This window comes from Bordetella parapertussis, assembly GCF_020735925.1.
GTDB classification, from domain to species: Bacteria; Pseudomonadota; Gammaproteobacteria; order Burkholderiales; family Burkholderiaceae_B; genus Bordetella; species Bordetella pertussis.
The window spans coordinates 1,229,327-1,246,894 of record NZ_CP085971.1 but is presented as its reverse complement, the minus strand read 5'-3'; the positions used below and the strand labels follow the sequence as shown (position 1 = coordinate 1,246,894).

Annotated in this window: 17 protein-coding genes and 2 pseudogenes; 8 read left to right on the top strand and 11 right to left on the bottom strand. The window is 70.6% G+C overall.

What is annotated here, in order from left to right; genetic code table 11:
- Nucleotides 1–236 precede the first annotated feature (236 nt).
- Together LK409_RS05940 and LK409_RS05935 are read left to right on the top strand one after the other, a co-directional pair.
- Nucleotides 237–1,934: a sodium:solute symporter family protein gene (locus LK409_RS05940; RefSeq protein WP_041937154.1), complete on the top strand. Its 1,698-nt coding sequence runs from the start codon at nucleotides 237–239 to the stop codon at nucleotides 1,932–1,934.
- Nucleotides 1,935–1,962: 28 nt separating this feature from the next.
- Nucleotides 1,963–2,085, top strand: coding sequence for a putative transporter small subunit (locus LK409_RS05935; protein ID WP_003811651.1), 123 nt, complete (start codon nucleotides 1,963–1,965; stop codon nucleotides 2,083–2,085).
- Between the two features lie 75 nt (nucleotides 2,086–2,160).
- Here the strand turns inward: LK409_RS05935 and LK409_RS05930 are convergent.
- Nucleotides 2,161–3,100, bottom strand: a pseudogene (locus tag LK409_RS05930) (S66 peptidase family protein).
- A 326-nt stretch (nucleotides 3,101–3,426) separates the two neighbouring features.
- On the opposite strand from LK409_RS05930, the gene LK409_RS05925 reads away from it, so the two are divergent.
- Nucleotides 3,427–4,173, top strand: coding sequence for an aldolase (locus tag LK409_RS05925; protein WP_003811654.1), 747 nt, complete (start codon nucleotides 3,427–3,429; stop codon nucleotides 4,171–4,173).
- Between the two features lie 7 nt (nucleotides 4,174–4,180).
- Here LK409_RS05925 and LK409_RS05920 read toward each other — a convergent pair.
- Nucleotides 4,181–5,109 (bottom strand): annotated as a pseudogene (locus LK409_RS05920) (LysR family transcriptional regulator).
- A 121-nt stretch (nucleotides 5,110–5,230) separates the two neighbouring features.
- Here LK409_RS05920 and LK409_RS05915 point away from each other — a divergent pair.
- Genes LK409_RS05915 through LK409_RS05905 form a run of 3 tightly spaced genes read left to right on the top strand, consistent with a single transcriptional unit; the run spans nucleotide 5,231 to nucleotide 7,744 of the window.
- Nucleotides 5,231–6,148, top strand: coding sequence for an NAD(P)-dependent oxidoreductase (locus tag LK409_RS05915; protein ID WP_010928106.1), 918 nt, complete (start codon nucleotides 5,231–5,233; stop codon nucleotides 6,146–6,148).
- A gap of 39 nt (nucleotides 6,149–6,187) precedes the next feature.
- Nucleotides 6,188–7,141 (top strand): Bug family tripartite tricarboxylate transporter substrate binding protein, encoded by a 954-nt coding sequence (locus LK409_RS05910; RefSeq protein ID WP_010928105.1) that lies wholly within the window; start codon nucleotides 6,188–6,190, stop codon nucleotides 7,139–7,141.
- A gap of 24 nt (nucleotides 7,142–7,165) precedes the next feature.
- Nucleotides 7,166–7,744, top strand: a complete 579-nt coding sequence (locus LK409_RS05905) for an amino acid synthesis family protein (protein WP_003811662.1) — start codon at nucleotides 7,166–7,168, stop codon at nucleotides 7,742–7,744.
- Between the two features lie 14 nt (nucleotides 7,745–7,758).
- Here LK409_RS05905 and LK409_RS05900 read toward each other — a convergent pair whose 3' ends face one another.
- Nucleotides 7,759–9,351 (bottom strand): TerC family protein, encoded by a 1,593-nt coding sequence (locus tag LK409_RS05900; RefSeq protein WP_003811663.1) that lies wholly within the window; start codon nucleotides 9,349–9,351, stop codon nucleotides 7,759–7,761.
- A 245-nt stretch (nucleotides 9,352–9,596) separates the two neighbouring features.
- Between LK409_RS05900 and LK409_RS05895 the strand changes: the two genes are divergently transcribed.
- The gene (locus tag LK409_RS05895; protein WP_226376520.1) at nucleotides 9,597–10,139 is read left to right on the top strand and encodes a hypothetical protein; all 543 of its coding nucleotides are present in this window, start codon (nucleotides 9,597–9,599) and stop codon (nucleotides 10,137–10,139) included.
- Here LK409_RS05895 and LK409_RS05890 read toward each other — a convergent pair.
- The 5 genes from LK409_RS05890 to LK409_RS05870 form a co-directional block, all read right to left on the bottom strand.
- Entirely contained in the window at nucleotides 10,105–10,473 is a 369-nt protein-coding gene (locus tag LK409_RS05890) for a YgiW/YdeI family stress tolerance OB fold protein (protein WP_010926587.1), read from the bottom strand. The genes LK409_RS05895 and LK409_RS05890 overlap by 35 nt on opposite strands.
- Before the next feature lie 83 nt (nucleotides 10,474–10,556).
- A complete protein-coding gene (locus LK409_RS05885) occupies nucleotides 10,557–11,546 on the bottom strand; it encodes a M14 family metallopeptidase (RefSeq protein ID WP_003811668.1) in 990 nt (329 codons plus the stop codon).
- 100 nt (nucleotides 11,547–11,646) lie between these two features.
- Nucleotides 11,647–12,084, bottom strand: coding sequence for a universal stress protein (locus LK409_RS05880; RefSeq protein ID WP_003811678.1), 438 nt, complete (start codon nucleotides 12,082–12,084; stop codon nucleotides 11,647–11,649).
- 193 nt (nucleotides 12,085–12,277) lie between these two features.
- Complete coding sequence (locus LK409_RS05875; RefSeq protein WP_010928103.1) at nucleotides 12,278–13,069, bottom strand: transmembrane regulator; 792 nt, start codon at nucleotides 13,067–13,069, stop codon at nucleotides 12,278–12,280.
- A gap of 126 nt (nucleotides 13,070–13,195) precedes the next feature.
- Nucleotides 13,196–13,846, bottom strand: coding sequence for a DUF2325 domain-containing protein (locus LK409_RS05870; protein WP_033448014.1), 651 nt, complete (start codon nucleotides 13,844–13,846; stop codon nucleotides 13,196–13,198).
- A 172-nt stretch (nucleotides 13,847–14,018) separates the two neighbouring features.
- On the opposite strand from LK409_RS05870, the gene LK409_RS05865 reads away from it, so the two are divergent.
- Nucleotides 14,019–15,230, top strand: coding sequence for an EAL domain-containing response regulator (locus tag LK409_RS05865; protein WP_010928102.1), 1,212 nt, complete (start codon nucleotides 14,019–14,021; stop codon nucleotides 15,228–15,230).
- Between the two features lie 178 nt (nucleotides 15,231–15,408).
- On the opposite strand, the gene LK409_RS05860 is transcribed toward LK409_RS05865, so the two are convergent.
- The 3 genes from LK409_RS05860 to LK409_RS05850 all read right to left on the bottom strand — a co-directional run bounded on the left by LK409_RS05860 (nucleotide 15,409) and on the right by LK409_RS05850 (nucleotide 17,564).
- A complete protein-coding gene (locus LK409_RS05860; protein WP_010928101.1) occupies nucleotides 15,409–16,128 on the bottom strand; it encodes a TerC family protein in 720 nt (239 codons plus the stop codon).
- A gap of 88 nt (nucleotides 16,129–16,216) precedes the next feature.
- A complete protein-coding gene (locus LK409_RS05855) occupies nucleotides 16,217–17,023 on the bottom strand; it encodes an anti-sigma factor family protein (RefSeq protein ID WP_226376519.1) in 807 nt (268 codons plus the stop codon).
- Nucleotides 17,013–17,564: a sigma-70 family RNA polymerase sigma factor gene (locus LK409_RS05850; RefSeq protein ID WP_003811690.1), complete on the bottom strand. Its 552-nt coding sequence runs from the start codon at nucleotides 17,562–17,564 to the stop codon at nucleotides 17,013–17,015. Before LK409_RS05850 ends, LK409_RS05855 begins: the two co-directional genes overlap by 11 nt.
- Between the last annotated feature and the right edge of the window lie 4 nt (nucleotides 17,565–17,568).

Below are 17,568 nucleotides of genomic sequence, written 5' to 3'. Positions count from 1 at the left end.
AATCCAACCCGATCCGGTAGCAAGACACCATTGCGGTGTGTCTTGATGCTTGCCTGACGCCGGACCTCGCCGATCGCGACCCTGTCGGGCGTGCATGCGATCGCGCGTACGTCATCGATCGTCCGGTGTTTCGGTCTGCCATGGGTAATTGCCGCCCATCGCACTTCCGCGGAAACGGCACTCATGCGGCCATGAACGGTGAATCATGCGCCCAGCGGGGGAAAAGGACCCATAAGATGCAAGAGTCTGAATTTTTCCAACTCTCAGGGACCACAGCCGTCCTGCTCCTGGTGGCCTTCTACGGCGCCACTTTCCTGATGTCGTTGATGATCGGGCAGAAGAAGGAGAACGTCGATGGCTACATGGTCTCCAACAGCTCGGTCGGTTTCGGGCTGTCGGCGGCCAGCATGATCGCCACCTGGATCTGGGCCGCGTCGTTCTACGCCAGCGCCACCTCCGGCTTCAAGTACGGCCTGTCCGGCCCCATCCACTACGGTTTCTGGGGCGCGCTGATGATTCTGTTCATCTACCCGTTCGGCAAGCGCTTCCGCCAGCTGGCGCCCAAGGCCCACACCCTGGCCGAGGTCATCCACGCCCGCCACGGCGCGTCCAGCCAGATGATCATGGCCGTCTCCAACATCGTCGGCAGCTGCATCAGCCTGATGGTCAACTTCACCGCCGCCGGCGCGCTGGTCTCGGTGCTGAGCCCGCTGTCGTTCATCCAGGGCGTGCTGATCGCCGGCCTGGGCGTGCTGTCGTATACGCTGTGGTCGGGGTTCCGCGCCTCGGTGATGACCGACTTCGCGCAACTGGTGGCCATGATCCTGGCCGCGGTCATCATCATCCCGCTCATTTTCTTCAACGCCGGCGGCCCCGACATGCTGCAGGCCAACATGTGGCGGCTGAGCAGCGAGCAGGCCGACTTCTTCTCGACCACGGCCATCCTGGAACAGGGCGCGCCCTACTTCGTGGCGGTACTGGCCTATGCCATCGGCAACCAGACCATCGCCCAGCGCCTGTTCGCGGTGCGCGAGGACCTGATCAAGCCGACCTTCCTGACCGCCACCATCGGCTACGGCGCGGTGGTGATCGGACTGGGCATGCTGGGCCTGCTGGCCTTGTTCGTCGGCCTGGAGCCGGTCAACGGCAACATGAACAACATCATCCCGCAGATGGCCTCGACCTACCTGCCGCCCGTCGGGATCGCGCTGTTCTTCATCCTGGTGGTGGGCTCGCTGTCCTCCACCGCCGACTCCGACCTGGCCGCGCTGTCGGCCATCGTGATGACGGACATCTACGCCAAGAACCTGGCCGGCGGCCGCCCCGATCCGCGCCGCATGCTGTGGTGGGGCCGCGCGACCATGATCGTGGCCACCATGGTCGGCGTGATCTTCGCCAGCCTGCGGCTGGACATCCTGGTCATGCTGGTGTTCGTCGGCGCGCTGTGGGGAGCCATCGTGTTTCCCGTCATCGCCAGCTTCTACTGGGACCGCGTCAGCAACAGCGCCTTCTTCTGGTCGGTGATCTCGGCGGTGGTGCTGTTTACCATCGTGCGCTTCGAACTGGTGCCGATCGAAGGCGCCGTGGCGGTGTTCTATGAAATCTGCGCGGCCATCGGCGGCGGCGTGGTGATCGGCCTGATGAGCTTCGCCTTCTTCGGCCGTGTCACCGCCCTGACGCTGGGCACGCTGGCGACCCTCTTCCTGCTGCCCTGCTTCGTCGGCACGCTGCGCGAATACATCGTGCTGCTGGGTTCGCTGACGGCCTACGGCGTCAGCACCGTGGTCTGCGTGGCCCTGAGCCTGCGCAACCAGGAGCGCTTCGATTTCAGCCTGCTGGCCGAGCGCGTCACCTCGTTCCACTACGAGAAGGCGCGCATGATGGGCGCCAAGCCTGCGGCCCCCGCCGCCCAACCCCAGCCTGCCCGCGGCTGAGCCGCCGTTCCAATCAGGAGATTCCATCATGCTATTGACGCTTTACTTCCTGGCCTGGCCCGTCGTTTCGGCTGCCGTCCTGCTGGTGCTGATCGTCACCCTGTGGCGTGACATCCGCGACGCGCGCGCCACCGGCAAGTCCATGATCTAGGACCGCGATCACGGCTCATGCCCGTACTGCGAACGCCGCGCCCGCCGCGGCGTTCGCGCGTTCGGGCCGCGCGGCTCAGACGGCGACTGGCTGCTCCAGCCGCAGCGCGCCGCGCCCGGCATCGAGCGTGACGCGCGCGCCCAGGGGCAAGGTGAGATTGGGGTCGCCGTGGCCGCTGGGCCAGCCGGCCAGCACCGGAATGCCGCGCGCCTGGAAATGCTCGCGCACCAGCGGGTACAGCGCCGCCTGCGCCGCTTCGCCGTCGCCCGGCACGCCCAGCAGCCGGGTGAAGCTGCCCACCAGCACGCCGCGCACCCCGTCGAACGCGCCGGCCCGCCGCAGTTGCGCCAGCATGCGGTCCACGCGCGGCAAGGCTTCGTTGACGTCCTCGAAGAACAGGATGCCGTCGCGCGCATCGATGGCGTAGCGCGTGCCGGTCAAGGCGGCCAGCAAGGCCAGGTTGCCGCCGATCAGGCGTCCCGTGGCCACGCCGCTGGCCAGGGTGGCCAGCCGCGCCTGCGGCGGCGCCGCGATCCATGAGCCGGCGCCCAGCCGGCCGCTCACCATGTCCAGCAAGGCCTGCTCGGTGGGCGCCTGGCGCCCGGCCAGCAGGTCCTGCGCCAGCATGGGCCCGTGGAAGGTCACGAAGCCGGCGTAGCGCTGGATCGCCAGGTGCAGCGCGGTGACGTCGCTGTAGCCGATGAAAGGCTTGGCGTGCCGGCGCAGCAGGCCGTAGTCGATCTGGTCGAGCACCCGCCACGAACCGAAGCCGCCTTGCAGGCACCATACCGCGCCCACCGCCGGATCGGCGAAGGCCGCATGCAGGTCGGCCAGGCGCGCCGCGTCGTCGCCGGCCAGGTAGTCGAACGGCGGCGCCAGCCGCGCCCGCGCCGCCGGCATGACCTGCGGCTCGTAGCCGCGCTCCAGCAGCCATTCGGCCGCCTCGTCGGCCGCCCCGGCGATGGCCGAGGCCGGCGCCACGATGGCGATGCGCGCCGGCCCGCAGCGCCGGCACCGGCTGGCCAGCCGGCGGCGCGGCCGGCGCCGCAGGCGTGCCGCCGGCCGCAGGCGCGGCCGGGCCCGGCGCCGCGGGCCGGCGCGCGGCGCAACCGCCCAGCAGCGTGCCCGACAGCAGCAAGGCGCCGGCGCGCTGCAAAAAATCCCTGCGACGATGTATGGGTTCCATGGCGCCTCATCCGATGCGCGGGCCGGCGACGTGCCGGACGCGGTGGCGTGGCTGCATGGTAGCCAGCGCTTTCCCTTGACGCAACGCGCACCGCCCCACGCAACTGCTAGACTCTGCGCAATCCCTCGTCCCCACCCGCTTTCGCCGAGACCGCCATGCCCCCCTCCGCCCCGACCGATTCCGCCCGATCGCTGTACCAGGACACAGCCGTGGCCGCGCTGCGCGACGACCTGGCCCTGGCGCTGCGCGCGGCGGCGCACCATGGCCTGGGCGAAGGCGTATGCAATCACTTCAGCGTCGCGCTGCCGGGCCAGGCGGGCGCCTTCCTGCTCAACCCGCGCGGGCTGATGTGGTCGGAGGTGCGCGCCGAGGACATCGTGCTGGTCGACGCCGCCGGCAACAAGCTGGCCGGCCGCCATGAAGTCGAACCCACGGCCATGTTCATCCATGCCGCCATCCACCAGGTCGCCGGCAAGGCCTGCGTGCTGCATACCCACATGCCTTATGCCACCGCGCTGACCCTGACCGAGGCGCGCATGCTCGACACCACGCTGTCGCAGAACGCCATGCGCTTCCATGGCCGCGTGGCCGCCGACCGCCGCTACAACGGCCTGGCCCTCGACGCGGCCGAAGGCGAACGCATCGCGCGCGCCATGGACGGCGCGGATATCGCCTTCCTGGGCAACCACGGCGTGGTGGTGTGCGGCGAACGCATCGACTACGCGTTCGATGACCTCTACTACCTCGAGCGCGCCTGTTGCGCGCAGGTGCTGGCCGAATCGACCGGCCGGCCGCTCGTGCCGGTGGACGCCGCGCTGGCCGCCAGCGTGGCCGGCCAGGCCCGGTCCGAACGCCTGCAATCGACGCTGTTCTTCGAGGCGCTGCGCCGCGCCCTGGGCTGAAGCCGCCTCACTGCACGGCGGCGGCGCGCCGCTGGGCGTGCTCCTTCAGCAGCTTGACGAAGCGCTGCGCCTGGCGGCCGGGCCGCTCGAAGCGCGAGCGCACCAGGCTCAGGGCCAGCGGAATGGGTTCGCGCAGCGGCCGCACCTCGATGCCCGGCCAGCCGCCGCCGGCCACCGAGAACTCGTCGACGATGGCCACTCCCACGCCGCTGCGCACCAGCGCGCAGGCCAGTTCCGCGCGCGCACGATATCGACCGTGGCGCGCCATGGCACATTGGCGCGCTGGAACGCCGCCGCCACCAGCTGGCCGAACGGAATATTGCGGCTGTACAGCACCAGCCGGTTGCGGGCCAGCTCGGCCAGCCCCACGCTGTCCTGGCGCGCCAGCGCATGGCCTTGCGGCAGGATGCAGACCATATGGCCGGTGGCGAACGGCTCGACCACCAGATTGGGGTTGTCGATGGGCAGCACCGAGACGGCCAGCTCGACCTTGCGCCCCAGCAACTCGTGCGCCATGTCCGAAAGCAGCGTGGTGTGGTATTTCAGGCGCACCCGGGGGTGCTCGTTCACATAGCGGGCGTTCACCGGCGGCAGGAAATTCAGCGCCAGGCTGGGACTGGAACACAGCTTCAGTTCGCCCTCGGGACGTTCGGCCAGGTCGCGCGCCAGTTCGTCGATGCGCAATGCCTCGTCGAACAGCTGGCCCACTTCCTCGAACAGCCGCTGCGCCTCCGCGGTGGGCGTCAGCTTGCCCTTGTCGCGCTCGAACAGGCGCAGCCCCAGGCTTTGCTCGGCATGCGCGATCAGGCGGCTGACCGCCGGCTGCGAGACGAACAGCAGGCGGGCCGCGCCGTTCATCGAGCCGGTCAGCATCACCGCCCGGAACGCCTCCATCTGCCTGAGCTTGAAACGCACCCTTGCCCTCCGAATTTCCATTGAATCGATAATGGAATGTTATACCCCAGGGCCAACTAAGCATAAGTGCAAAAACCCCGTCATCGGTAGCATTGCCGGGTTGTGCCGGCGATCGATACGGCGCATTCGATAAGGAATATGCATGATGCAGACACTGGGGTTCGTCGGCTTGGGCATGATGGGCTTGCCGATGCTCGAAAACCTGGCCGGCGACGAGCGCTGGCAGATCCTGGCCTACGACCGCTCGCCCGCCCCGTTCGAGCGGCTGGCCGGCCACCCGGCCTGGGGCAAACGCCTGCGCGCGGCCGCCGGCCTGCAGGAACTGGCCGCCTGCGACGCGGTGATCACCATGTTGCCCAACAGCGCCATCACCAACGCGGTGGTGCTGGGCGGCGACGGCCAGCCCGGGCTGATCGACCTGCTCGAGTCCGGCGCCGCCATCGTCGACATGGGCTCGTCCAACCCGGCCGATACGCGGCTCCTGTCCGAACAGCTGGCCGCGCGCGGCCTGACGCTGATCGACGCGCCCGTCTCCGGAGCCGTGGCCAAGGCCTCCACCGGCACGCTGGCCATCATGGCCGGCGCCGCCGAGGCCGACCTGCGGCGGGTGCGCCCCATCCTGGAACGCATGGGCGCGGCCATCATCCACACCGGCGCGGTCGGCTCGGCGCACGCCATGAAGGCCCTGAACAACTATGTCTACGCGGCCGGCCTGCTGGCCGTCTCCGAAGCCATGGTGATCGCGCGCCGCATGGAGCTGGACCTGGAGGTCTTCACCGACGTGCTCAACGCCTCCAGCGGCCGCAACGTCGCCAGCGAAACCAAGCTCAGGCAGTTCATCATCCCCGGCACCTACAACGGCGGCTTCGCGCTGGCGCTGATGGCCAAGGACCTCGGCACGGCGCAAAGCCTGCAGGCGCTGACCGGCGTGCAGGCGGACCAGCTGGCGCTGTGCGCCGAGCTGTGGCGGCAGGCGCTGGCGCAACTGCCCGGCGGCGCGGACAACACCGAGATCCACCGCTTCCTGGCGCAGCGCACGCCAGCCACCGAGCCCGCCTGAAGGCGCGGCCGTCCAACGAATCCAAGGAGACAACCCGACATGTTCAAGCCCCTGTTCGCCACGGCGGCGCTGGCGCTGGCCATCGGCCAGGCCACGGCCGCCTATCCCGAACGCCCGATCCGCATGGTGGTGCCGTTTCCCCCCGGCAGCATTACCGACGTCGTGGCGCGCAGCCTCGGCCAGGGCATGGCCGCCGAACTCGGCCAGCCCGTCGTGGTCGAGAACAAGCCCGGCGCCAACGGCATCATCGGCACCCAGGACGTGGTCAAGGCGCAACCCGACGGCTACACGCTGGTGGTGGTCGGCGTATCGACCGCGGCCAGCGGCGTCAGCCTGTTCAAGAACCTGCCCTACGACCCGGCGCGCGACCTCACGCCCATCGGCGCGGTGGCCGAAACGCCGTACCTGCTGGTGGGCGGGCAGGATGTCGCGGGCAAGACGGTGGCCGACCTGTATGACTACGGCCGCCAGCACCCGGACAAGCTGACCTACGCCTACGGCTCGGGCAGCGCCCAGGTGTTCGGCGCCAAGCTGGCCGCCATGGGCGACATCACTGTCACGCCCGTGCCCTATCGCGGCGGCCCGCAGGCGCTCACCGATGTGATCGGCGGCACGGTGGACCTGACCTTCACCGACCTGGCCAACGGCCTGCAGCAGGCGCGCGCCGGCAAGGTCAAGGTGTACGGCGTCAGCACGCCCGGGCGCTTCGCGCTGACGCCCGACATTCCCACGCTCAACGAAAGCGGCGCGCCAGGCTTCGACCTGACCGTCTGGTTCGGCCTGATGGGACCCGCCGGCCTGCCGCCCGCGGTCACCGAGCGCCTGGCCGGCGCGCTGGACAAGGCGCTGGCCGCGCCCGAGTTGACGCAGACCTACGCGCGCCAGGGCCTGAGCGTGAAAACGCAAGGCCCCGCCGCCTTCGGCGCCTTCGTGCGCAGCGAAATCGAAAAATGGGCCGGCATCGTCAAGGAAACCGGCATTGCGCCCCAGTAACCCCTCCGCTCACAGGATCACACCATGTCTTTGATCGAAATCCGCAAGCGCACGCTCATCGTCGAAACCACCTATCACGAGAACGGCCCGGCGCCGGCGCAGCCGCTCAAGCTGGCGGCCTCCTGCGCCGTGATCCGCAATCCCTACGCGGGCCGCTACGAGCCCGACCTGATGCCGTTCATGGCCGAGCTGCGCTCACTGGGCACCCTGCTCGCCACCGAGCTGGTCGACACGCTGGGCAAGGACAACATCGAGGTCTACAGCAAAGCCGCCATCGTGGGCGTGGACGGCGAAATGGAGCACGGCGCGGTCTGGCACGAAGCCGGCGGCTGGGCGATGCGCAGCGTGCTGGGCGAACCCAAGGCCATGGTCCCGGCGGTCAAGGCCGTGGCCACGGCCGGCTATCGCATGATGGTGCCGGTGCACTACATCCATGCCTCGTACGTGCGCAGCCATTTCAACAGCATCGAGATCGGCATCCAGGACGCCCCGCGTCCGCGCGAAATCCTGTTCGCGCTGGTCATGGGCACCGGGGCACGCGTGCACGCGCGCCTGGGCGGCCTGACCAAGGAAGCCGTCTCGGTGCACGACGGCCAGCGCTGAGCCGGCCGGCGCGCCTACGCCGGGCCGGCCAGTTCGTCGGCCAGCGCTTCGACGCGGCGCGTGGCGCGCACCCGCTCGATGCGCGGCCCGACGCGGCGCTCGACCTCGAAGCGCCACTGCCGCCAATCCATGCCCTGGCCTTCCTCGGGGATGGCGCCGCTGGCGCGCAGCAGGCACCCGGCCAGCGTCGCGTCCGGATAGTCGCGCCGCAGGTCCGGCGCCTGCAGCAGGCGCGCCACTTCCTCGACCGCCAGCCGCCCATCCAGCGACCAGCCGCCGTCGGGCAAGCGGCTGGCGCTCGGCGGGTCGGCGTCGCCGGCATCGGGCAGTTCGCCGGCCACCGCCGTCAGGACGTCCAGCGGCGTGGCCAGGCCCACGCACACCCCGTGCTCATCGACCACCAGCAGCAGATGCTGGCGCAGGTCGCGCATCTGCTGCAGCAATTGCGGGATCGGCGTGGTCTCGCTCACGTAGGCGGCCGGACGCGCCGCGTCGACCAGGTCGACCGGCCCCGGCGCGGACAGCCGCGGCAGCAGGTCGCGCAGATGCACCACGCCCAGCACATTGCCCGGGTCGCCGGCGCACAAGGGCAGGCGCGCATGGCCCAGGGCGAATTTCTCCAGCACCACGTGGCGCGGATCGCGCACGTCCAGCCACACCATGTCGGCGCGCGGCACCATGATCGAGCGCACATCGCGCTCGCCCATCGCCAGCACCCGCTCGATCATGGTGCTTTCCTCCGGCGCGAACAGCGGCCCCTCGCCCGTATCGGCCACCAGCGCGGCGACTTCCTCGGGATGGGCCCGTCCCTCGCGGCCGGCCTGCAGCAGGCGCAGCACCGCGTGCGCGGCGCGCTGGCGCCGGCCCAGCGCATGGGCGCCGCGCGCCAGGTTGCGCCGCGCCAGCTGATTGCAGGCCTCGACCAGGATGGAAAAGCCGATCGCCGCGTACAGATAGCCCTTGGGCACGTCGAAACCCAGGCCTTCTGCGACCAGGCTGAACCCGATCATCAGCAGCAGGCCCAGGCACAGGATCACCACGGTCGGATGGCGAGCCACGAAGGCCATCAGCGGCCGGCTGGCCACCATCATCACGATCATCGCCACCACCACGGCGGTCATCATGATGCTCAGGTCCTGCACCATGCCCACGGCGGTAATCACCGAATCGAGCGAGAACACTGCGTCCAGCGCCACGATCTGCACGATCACCTGCCAGAACGCGGCGTACTGCGTACGCCCGCCGCCGCCCGCGTGCGCGTTGCCCTCGACGCGTTCGTGCAGCTCCATGGTGCCCTTGAACAGCAGGAACAGCCCGCCCAGGATGAGGATCAGGTCGCGGCCGGATATCTGCGCGCCCCACACCGTGAACAGCGGCGCGGTCAGCGTCACCACCCAGGCGATGCTGGCCAGCAGGCCCAGCCGCATCAGCAAGGCCAGCGTCAGGCCTATCATGCGCGCGCGGTTGCGCTGGTGCGCGGGCAGCTTGTCGGCCAGGATGGCGATGAACACCAGGTTGTCGATGCCCAGCACGATCTCCAGCACGATCAGGGTCGCCAGCCCCAGCCAGGCAGTGGGGTCGGTCATCCATTCGAACGGCATCGGCATTCCTTGCGGGCAAACGGCGCGCGCCGCGGCATGCCGCGGCGCGTCATCGAAAACGGAGAGACAAGCGGATGGGCCGGCGCGCGCGCCGGCCCGGGTCTGGACGGAGGTTCTTCGGTCATGGGGGATATGACCCCCGGCATGGCGATTTAATCCGCCTGCCTCTGCACTTTTACAAATTTCCCGCCGCGGAACTTCCGGGCGCCCGGCCCGGACCAACCCTGTACCGCCTGGCCTCGGAGCACGCCATGGAAATCGCCGCCCTCACCTGGTCTACGCCCCTGGCGCGCCTCGCGCCGGTGCCGCCGCGCACCTCGGCCGCGCCGCCGTCGCACGACTGGCCCCACGCGGCGCCGTCCGTCCGGCCGCACGGCGCCGCCGGCCCCGCGGCGGCGCCGGCGGACCTGCTGCGCGACCTGCACGCCCAGGCGCGCATGGCGCGCGCCGTGGCCGCTTACCAGGCGGAACAGGCCGCCAGGCAGACGGCGGCGCGCTCGCCGTGCGCCGCCCAGGGCCTCGGCGACATCGATTGCCTGATGGTGCTGCAGGCCTACCGGGTGGCCATGCCCATGCGCCGGTGCAGGACCTGCAGGGAATGCCGCCCGCGGCGCAACGCGGCAGCCCGGCCGTGGGCCCGATCGCGCGGACCGGCCCTGCCGATCAGCAAATACGTAGATAAATCAGGCAGCTACAGGCAAAAATTAAGGAATAATCTTAAGAAGCGAGACGCTGCCTGTAAGCAGCCGACCGTTGCGGCTATTTGGCCGCGCCGAGGATGCGCAGCGCCTTGACCTCGACCTCGGAAGTGCCGATGACTTCCTTGTCGAACTCGCCCGACACCTCCACCAGCGTATTGGCGTCGACCGGCTGGTTGGGCGGGAACAGGTGCCGGTCGATCTCGACCTGAACGCGCCCCGTACCGTCATCCAGCAGATAGGTGTCGTCGCTGAGCTGCTTGACCAGCTTGCCGCGCAGGGTCACCACCGCGTCGTCGCGCGCCGTGTCCAGCAATTCCTTCACGCTCATCTGCTGGTTGCTGGACGGGCCGACATACTGGGCCTGCGCCAACCCGGCCTGCGTGGCCAGGGCCACGGCGGCCAGGGTCAGGACTATGGACTTGGACATGAACACCTCCTAGGAAAACCGGCGGCGGATCGCCGCCCACGGAAAAGTCTAGCAACGCATGCCAAGGCGTTCGCCGCGCCGTTTCAATTTCCTGCATCCTCGCCCAGGCGGTCGCTGGCCACGGCGAAATAGAACCACTCGTTGCCCGCCAGCGCGCGCGGGTTGGGGAACACCACATAGCCGTCGCGCGGCGCCAGCACCTGCCGGCCATCGGCGCGCGTGCCCACCAGCTCGCCCTGCCGCACCGGGTCGAAACTGGCCCAGGGCCGCGCGAAGGCGTCGCCGTCGGCCTCGCGGTCCACCACGTCGACCAGGCACAAGGTCTCGAAGTCGCGCCGCGGCGGCTCCAGCGCGATATCGGCCAGGCCCAGCAGCGCCAGCGTCTGGCGGATGGCGCGGTAGGCCACCTCGGGCGCGGCCGGGTCGTCGTGCTGGCCGCATTCCAGCGTCACGCCATAGCCGCCATGCGCGCGGAAATACTCCGTGGAGCCCACGCCATAGGCCGCGTCCAGCAAGGCCGCGGGCGCGCCGGGGTTCTGCTCGCGCCGGCGCCGCACGCCGCGCTCGTAGGCCTGCATCCAGCCCTCGACCACGCGGCGCGGCCCCAGGTGCGCCACCAGCCGCGCCTCCTCCCGGGCATGCGCGAAAGGCTCGAGCGCCTCCTGGTTGTCGCGCGGGCCCAGCATCGCGAAGGGCTGGCCGCCGGTGTGGAAGGAATGCAGGTCCAGCAGCACGTCGTGCGCCTGCAGCAGCGGGCACAGGGCATTGCCGATACGGTCCTCGTAATCGGTCGGCGTCGCGCATACGCGCAGGTTGCGATTGAGATTGCGGTCGCCCTGGCGCTCGCCTTTGCGGTAGGCCAGGGGATTGGTCACCGGCAGCAGCGTCAGCTGGCCGCGCGTGATCGCCAGCGCGCCGCTTTCGAGCTCGGCCAGGATGCGTTCGATGGCGCGCGTGCCACAGACTTCATTGCCGTGCACCGCGCCCAGCACCAGCAACCTGGGCCCCGGCTGCAAACCCAGGAACTGGTGCGCGCGCAGGTAATCGGTGGAAACGGGCGTGGGGGTATTCAAGATGCGGCCTCTGGAAACGACGAATGGGCGGCCCGTCCCGCCGGACGCGGGCCAAGCCGGCCATCATAGCAATGTCGCGGTCCGCCTGGCCGGCGCCGCGCTAGCGGTACACCAGCACCGGCACCTGCGAATGCGCCAGCACCTTCTGCGTCTGGCTGCCCAGCAGCACCGCGGCCACGCCGCCGCGCCCGTGCGAGGCCATGGCGATCAGGTCACAGCCCCGTTCGGCCGCCGTCTCCACGATGGCGCGAAACGCCATGTCGGCGTCGCGCTTGAGCAGCTCGCACGGCACTCCCGCGGCCGCGGCCTTGGCCCCCGCGGGCTCCAGCCATTCGCTGGCGCGCGCATGGACCTGCTTTTCGTATTCCTTGCGCAGGCCGCCCAGCTGCACGGCCTCGGCGGCCATGTGCGGATAGGGCTCGACCACCGTCAGCACCGTGACGCGGGCGCCCAGCGCTTTCGCGAGCGCCAGGCCCTTGTCGATCGCCGTATTGGCCAGGTCAGAGCCATCGATGGGAATGAGGATGTGTTGATACATGGCGAGCTCCAAAGTATGGCCGGGCATGTCGCGGCACGGCGCCGCCAGGCCCGGATGCACAACCATAACGCCCTGCCGGATCCACCGGCTTGACCCGCGTCAAGCCGGACGGCCGGCATGGGGCTGCGTGTCCGGCCCGCCGCCTGCACGCCGGCCGGACCATCCCATTGTGCGCCGAATCGCGCTTGCTCGCCTACTCGTGCACCAGAGGGGCGTCGGCCAGCCGCTGCGCCAGCGGCCGCAGCGCCGCCTCCGGCAACGCGCCGATCACCGCATAGACCCAAGCGCCGCGCCGCCACCAGAACAAGGCCTCGGCGCCCGCGCCGCGCGCCATCCGCGGCGCGCTGTCGGGGCCTGCCCCGCCTGGCGCGCCATACAGCGAGATCGGGCCCGCGCGCCCGGCCAGCAGCGCCACCTCCACGGCTGGCCCGCCGCGCGACGGAAAGACCTGCACATCGCGCGGCAGCCAATCCCACGGCCAGGCCGGCAGCGGCACGCCGGCCTGGCGCGCCAGTTCGGCGCGGTCCAGGCGCGGCGCGGCGGGCTGCGAGCGCATGCCGGCGCGCAACTGCGCCGTACGATGCGCGCGCATCGCCTCGTCCAGGAACACCTGCACGCCGGCGTCGCCGGCCGGCTCGGCCGGCGTCCAGGCCGTCAGGGCCGCATGTCCCGCCCAACCCGCGGCCACCAGGATCGCCACCGCCAGCAGGCGCCGGGCGCGGCGCGCGACCCGCCGCCGGGCGTGGGCCGCCTGCAGGCGGTCGGCCAGGGCCCGCGTATGCGCGTCGCGCGCGCCGGCGCCATGGCGCGTGGCGCCTTGCCGCAGGGCATCGCGCAGGCGCAGGTCGGCGCTTACGCGCGCCGCCGCGCGCGCGTCGCGCGCCAGGAAGGCCTCGACGTCGGCGCGCCGCGCGCTATCGAGCTGGCCGTCGATGTAGGCGTCCAGCTCGACATCCGCGATGGGGTCCGCGGGTCCGCCCTTCACGATCGGAGCCCGGCCGCCTGGCGGCACGGACTGGGCAAGATGTACGAATGCATACCGCAATAGACGCGCCAGCGGCGCGCTTAATCCCTGCGGCCGGCCGGGAAGGCAAGACTACCGGCGCCGCGCTCAGTCCTGCGGCGCGTCGGCGGGCCTGCGCACCCGCACGATGTTCAGGGCGGCCGGCTGCTCGACCAGCACGCATTGCTTGCCCGTGCGCTTGCAGTGGTCCTGCACGCGCCAGTACGCGCCGTGGCTGACGCAGCCGGTCTGGCAGATGACCAGGTCGGCCGATACCAGGCTGGCTTCCAGCCCGGCGGCATCGCCGACTTCGCCGTCGTGATGCAGAAAGCGGCCGCCGGCGCGCTCGATGGCTGCGCGCGCGGCCCGCGCGGCGGCCCCGCCCGCGCCGACGCACAGCACCGACTTCGCGCTGGCATCGACCATCAGCGCGGGCCCGGGCGTGCCACCGGAACGCGCGCGCAGCAGGCTTTGCACCCGTTCCATCAGGAAGTCGAGGCGGCGCGCCAGAACGCGGCGACGCGGCAGGCCCGGCAGGGACGCCTCCAGGGCAGCGCGGTCCTCGCGGGCCCAGGCCAGGGCGCTGGTCTGCGCCACCAGCGCGCCGCGCAGCACCATGACCTCCTGGCGCAATTGCGCGATCTGCTCGGCGTGCCGCGACAGCAGGCGGCTGCAGCGCGTCTGCGCGCGTCCGTACTGCGACAGCAAGGCGGCGTATTCCTGTTGCAGCAAGTCGTACTGGAGCGGGATGTGGGGCATGGCGCGAAATGGCTCAGGCGTAGCGAGGCGGCAAGGCCACGATGCATCGATTATAGATAATATCGATTCTCATTTGCAATGAAGGACTGAGCCGCCCAGGCTTGGAAAAACGCAGGCAAAGCGATATAAGCATCAGGGTTGCTCACGCCGATCCGGCGGCCCAGGGATACGCATGAATCTGCCCGACATTCTCGTCGTCGAAGACCATCCCGCCCACCGCCTGGTCGTGGTCCATGCGCTGCGCGCGCTCGGCTACACCCGCATCCTCGAGGCGGCCGACGGCAACGAAGCCTTGCGCCGCCTGAACGAGCACGGCCAGGTCGGCATCGCCATCTGCGACATCAAGATGTCCGGCATGGATGGCGCGCAGTTCCTGCGCGTGGCCGCCCGACGGCAGTTGCTCGGCGCGGTCATCATCAGCAGCGATGTCAGCAGCGACCTGATCGCGGCGGTGCTGGACATGGCGGCGCTGATCGGGCTGCGGGTGCTGGGCGACCTGGCCAAGCCGCTGGACGCCCAACGCCTGAAGGCCCTGCTGGACCGCCACGAGGCCGAGCGCCAGCGCGCCCGGGCCAACGCCGCCCCCACGGCCAGCCGCCAGCCGCCGGCGCCGCCCGCGCGCGAGGTCGCCCGCGCGCTGGCCGCCGGCCAGATCGTGCCCTACTTCCAGCCCAAGGTCGACCTGCTGACCCTGCGCCCCTGCGGCGCCGAAGTCCTGGCGCGCTGGCGCCATCCCGACCTCGGCGTGCTCGGTCCCGCCTCGTTCCTGGAGGCGCTCAAGGAGCAGGACCTGCTCGACCGCCTGATCTGGCACCTGACCGACGCCGCGCTGGGACAGGCCCGCCTGCTAGCCACGGCCGGCGCCACGCAGGACCTGGCGCTCAACTTCGAAACCTCGCAGCTCGGTTCGGCCGAGCTGTTGCCGACCCTGGCGCAGGCGCTGCGCAAGCACGCCCTGCCCGCCTCGATCGTGACCATCGAAGTCACCGAAAACGGGCTACTCGACGCGCCCGCGGCCACGCTCGAAAACCTGGTGCGCCTGCGGCTGATGGGCTGCACGGTGTCGATCGACGATTTCGGCACCGGCTTTTCGTCGATGCAGCGGCTGTGCCACCTGCCCTTCAACCAACTCAAGATCGACGCCTCGTTCGTGCGCCGCCTGCCCGGCGACGCACGCAGCGAAAGCGTGGTCGCCGCCACCCTGGCCATGGCCGAGCGCCTGGGCATCACGGTGGTGGCCGAGGATATCGAGAACCCGCCGCAGCACCAGGCGCTGCTGCAGCTGCACTGCCGCCAGGGACAAGGCTACCTGTTCGCCCGCCCCATGAGCGGACCGGACTACGCGCGCTGGCTGGACGGCGCGGCATCCGCCGCGGCCGGGTGACACGCGGCGGCGCATTCATCCACAAGCGCGGTGGAAAAGCTGTGGATAACCCACCCCGCCGCCGCGCCACGCCTGCCCGCGCATCGGCATGGGCATTTCTTGCGCAATAAAGAAACCGGCGCCACCAGGGCGCCGGTTCGTTCGCCGGGCGGGCGCGCGCCCGCCCGCTGCCATGCCGTCAGGCGCTTTCGCGCGCGGTCTGCGGCGCGGCCGCGGCCTTGCGACGGGCGAACCAGCGGCCCAGGCCCACGATCAGCAGCGCGCCCGCCACCTCGGCGGCGATCTTCGCGACGCCCGAGACTTCGCCGAAGCGCTCGACCACCACCACGTCGGTGACCAGCATGCCGCCGGCGATCCAGCCCAGCAGCGCCGCGCCGAAGGTGACGACCATCGGGAAGCGGTCGATCAGCTTGAGCACCAGCGTGCTGCCCCAGATGATGATGGGCACGCTGACCACCAGGCCGAAGATCACCAGGCCCAGCTGATGCTCCTGCGCCGCGCCCTGCGCCGCGCCGGCGATCGCAATGACGTTGTCCAGGCTCATCACGAAGTCGGCGATGATGATGGTCTTGACCGCGGCGGCGATGGACGTGCCGCCCTTGATGTTGCCATGCGCGTCATCCTCGGGGATCAGCAGCTTCACGCCCACCCACAGCAGCAGCGCGCCCACGATCTTCAGGTAAGGCACCGTCAGCAGCGTCAGCGCGAAGGCGATCAGCACGACCCGCAAGCCGATGGCGCCGGCCGTGCCCCACAGAATGCCCTGCATGCGCTGCTTGGGCTCCAGGTTGCGGCACGCCAGCGCGATCACGACCGCGTTGTCGCCGCCCAGCAGGATGTCGATCAGGATGATCTGGAATACGGCGGCCCAGCTCAGGGTCTGGAAAAACTCAAGCACGGGCGCCTCCTTCGGCGCCGCGCGCCATAACATGTTGTGTCATGCGGGGATACTCCTCGGTGGTGAAAACAGAAACACTGGGCGCCCGTCAGGGCGTGGCCAGCATCGCGACGGTCATCTGGCCCGCGGCGCGGCCCAGTTCGGCATCGGGCAAGTCGCCGGTGATCGCGTAAGCCCACTGCCCCTGCTGCCAATAGGCGATCGGGGCGTCCTGGAAGCGCGAGACGACCGGCGCGGCCTCGGCGGCATGGGCGGGCTCGCGCGCGGCGAACACCCACAGCCGGCCCAGGCCGGCGGCCTCGACTTCCATCTCCACGCTGGGCCCGGTGCGGCCGGGGAAGACCTGCACGTCGCGCACGGCCCAGGAAGCCGGCAGGGCCGGCACGCGCACGCCGGTGGCGCGCAGCAATTCGTCGGCATCCAGATGCGGCACGCGCGGCTGCGATGCCATGGCCGCGCGCACCTTGGCGGTGCGGTGCGCCTGCACGGCGTCCTCGACGAAGGACGGCGCGGTCGCGGCCACCACGTGCCGCATGTCCGGGTAGCGCGCCGCGTACCCGACATGCCCGGCCCAGCCGACGGCCACCAGCAGCACCGCCGCGGCGGCCTGGCGCAACCGGTCGTCCAGCCCGCGGCGGACCAGCCCGCGTTCGAGCCGGCGCGCCAGGCGCCGGGTGTGCACGGCCGTGGGGGTGTCCGCGCCGTCGGCCGGCGCCTGCTGCGACGCGCCCAGGGCCCACCGCAGCGCGTCGCGCTGGCGCAGGTCCGCCATGACCCGCATGGCCTCCTCGGGGTGGCGCGACAGGAAGTCCTCTACCTCGATGCGGCGGGCCGGGTCGAGCTGCCCGTCCACATAGGCGTTGAGATCGATCTCGGTCACAGGTTCATGCGGCATCCCGGCCTCCCACGATCCTGAAGCGGGCGCGCCGGTCAGCCGCCGCCTCGCCCATGCCGTCCTCGAAGCGGCGCAGCGCCGCGCGGGCGCGGCCCAGCCGCGACATCAGCGTGCCGATCGGGATCTGCAGCGCGTCGGCGGCTTCCTGGTAGGCCATGCCTTCTATCGTCACCAGGTGCAGCGCGGCGCGCTGGTCGTCGGGCAGCTGCATGAAGGCGCGCTCGATCTGCGCCAGCCGCACGCTGTGCTCCTGGGGCGGCGCCACCGCGGCGGCGTCCTCCATGTCGTGCAGCGGCGCGGCCTGCGCCGGCGCGGCCTGGCGGCGGCGCCATTCGCTGGCGAACACGTTGTGCACGATCGCCATCAGCCACGCCCGCAGGTTGCCGTCGGCGCGCAGGGTATGGCGGCGCTCGTAGGCGCGCGTGAGCGCCTCCTGGAGCAGGTCCTCGGCGTCGTGCGGGTTGCGCGTCAGGGTGCGCGCGTAGGCGCGCAGGGCGGGCAACTGGGCGGCGACGGGAAAGGTTGGCGAATCGGAGGTCATGGAG

Bases quoted from the DNA above. Each gene is read 5' to 3' on its own strand.
- LK409_RS05940 (WP_041937154.1), top strand. From the start codon at position 237: ATGCAAGAGTCTGAATTTTTCCAACTCTCAGGGACCACAGCCGTCCTG.
- LK409_RS05935 (WP_003811651.1), top strand. From the start codon at position 1,963: ATGCTATTGACGCTTTACTTCCTGGCCTGGCCCGTCGTTTCGGCTGCC.
- LK409_RS05925 (WP_003811654.1), top strand. From the start codon at position 3,427: ATGCCCCCCTCCGCCCCGACCGATTCCGCCCGATCGCTGTACCAGGAC.
- LK409_RS05915 (WP_010928106.1), top strand. From the start codon at position 5,231: ATGATGCAGACACTGGGGTTCGTCGGCTTGGGCATGATGGGCTTGCCG.
- LK409_RS05910 (WP_010928105.1), top strand. From the start codon at position 6,188: ATGTTCAAGCCCCTGTTCGCCACGGCGGCGCTGGCGCTGGCCATCGGC.
- LK409_RS05905 (WP_003811662.1), top strand. From the start codon at position 7,166: ATGTCTTTGATCGAAATCCGCAAGCGCACGCTCATCGTCGAAACCACC.
- LK409_RS05900 (WP_003811663.1), bottom strand. From the start codon at position 9,351: ATGCCGATGCCGTTCGAATGGATGACCGACCCCACTGCCTGGCTGGGG.
- LK409_RS05895 (WP_226376520.1), top strand. From the start codon at position 9,597: ATGGAAATCGCCGCCCTCACCTGGTCTACGCCCCTGGCGCGCCTCGCG.
- LK409_RS05890 (WP_010926587.1), bottom strand. From the start codon at position 10,473: ATGTCCAAGTCCATAGTCCTGACCCTGGCCGCCGTGGCCCTGGCCACG.
- LK409_RS05880 (WP_003811678.1), bottom strand. From the start codon at position 12,084: ATGTATCAACACATCCTCATTCCCATCGATGGCTCTGACCTGGCCAAT.
- LK409_RS05870 (WP_033448014.1), bottom strand. From the start codon at position 13,846: ATGCCCCACATCCCGCTCCAGTACGACTTGCTGCAACAGGAATACGCC.
- LK409_RS05865 (WP_010928102.1), top strand. From the start codon at position 14,019: ATGAATCTGCCCGACATTCTCGTCGTCGAAGACCATCCCGCCCACCGC.
- LK409_RS05855 (WP_226376519.1), bottom strand. From the start codon at position 17,023: ATGCCGCATGAACCTGTGACCGAGATCGATCTCAACGCCTATGTGGAC.
- LK409_RS05850 (WP_003811690.1), bottom strand. From the start codon at position 17,564: ATGACCTCCGATTCGCCAACCTTTCCCGTCGCCGCCCAGTTGCCCGCC.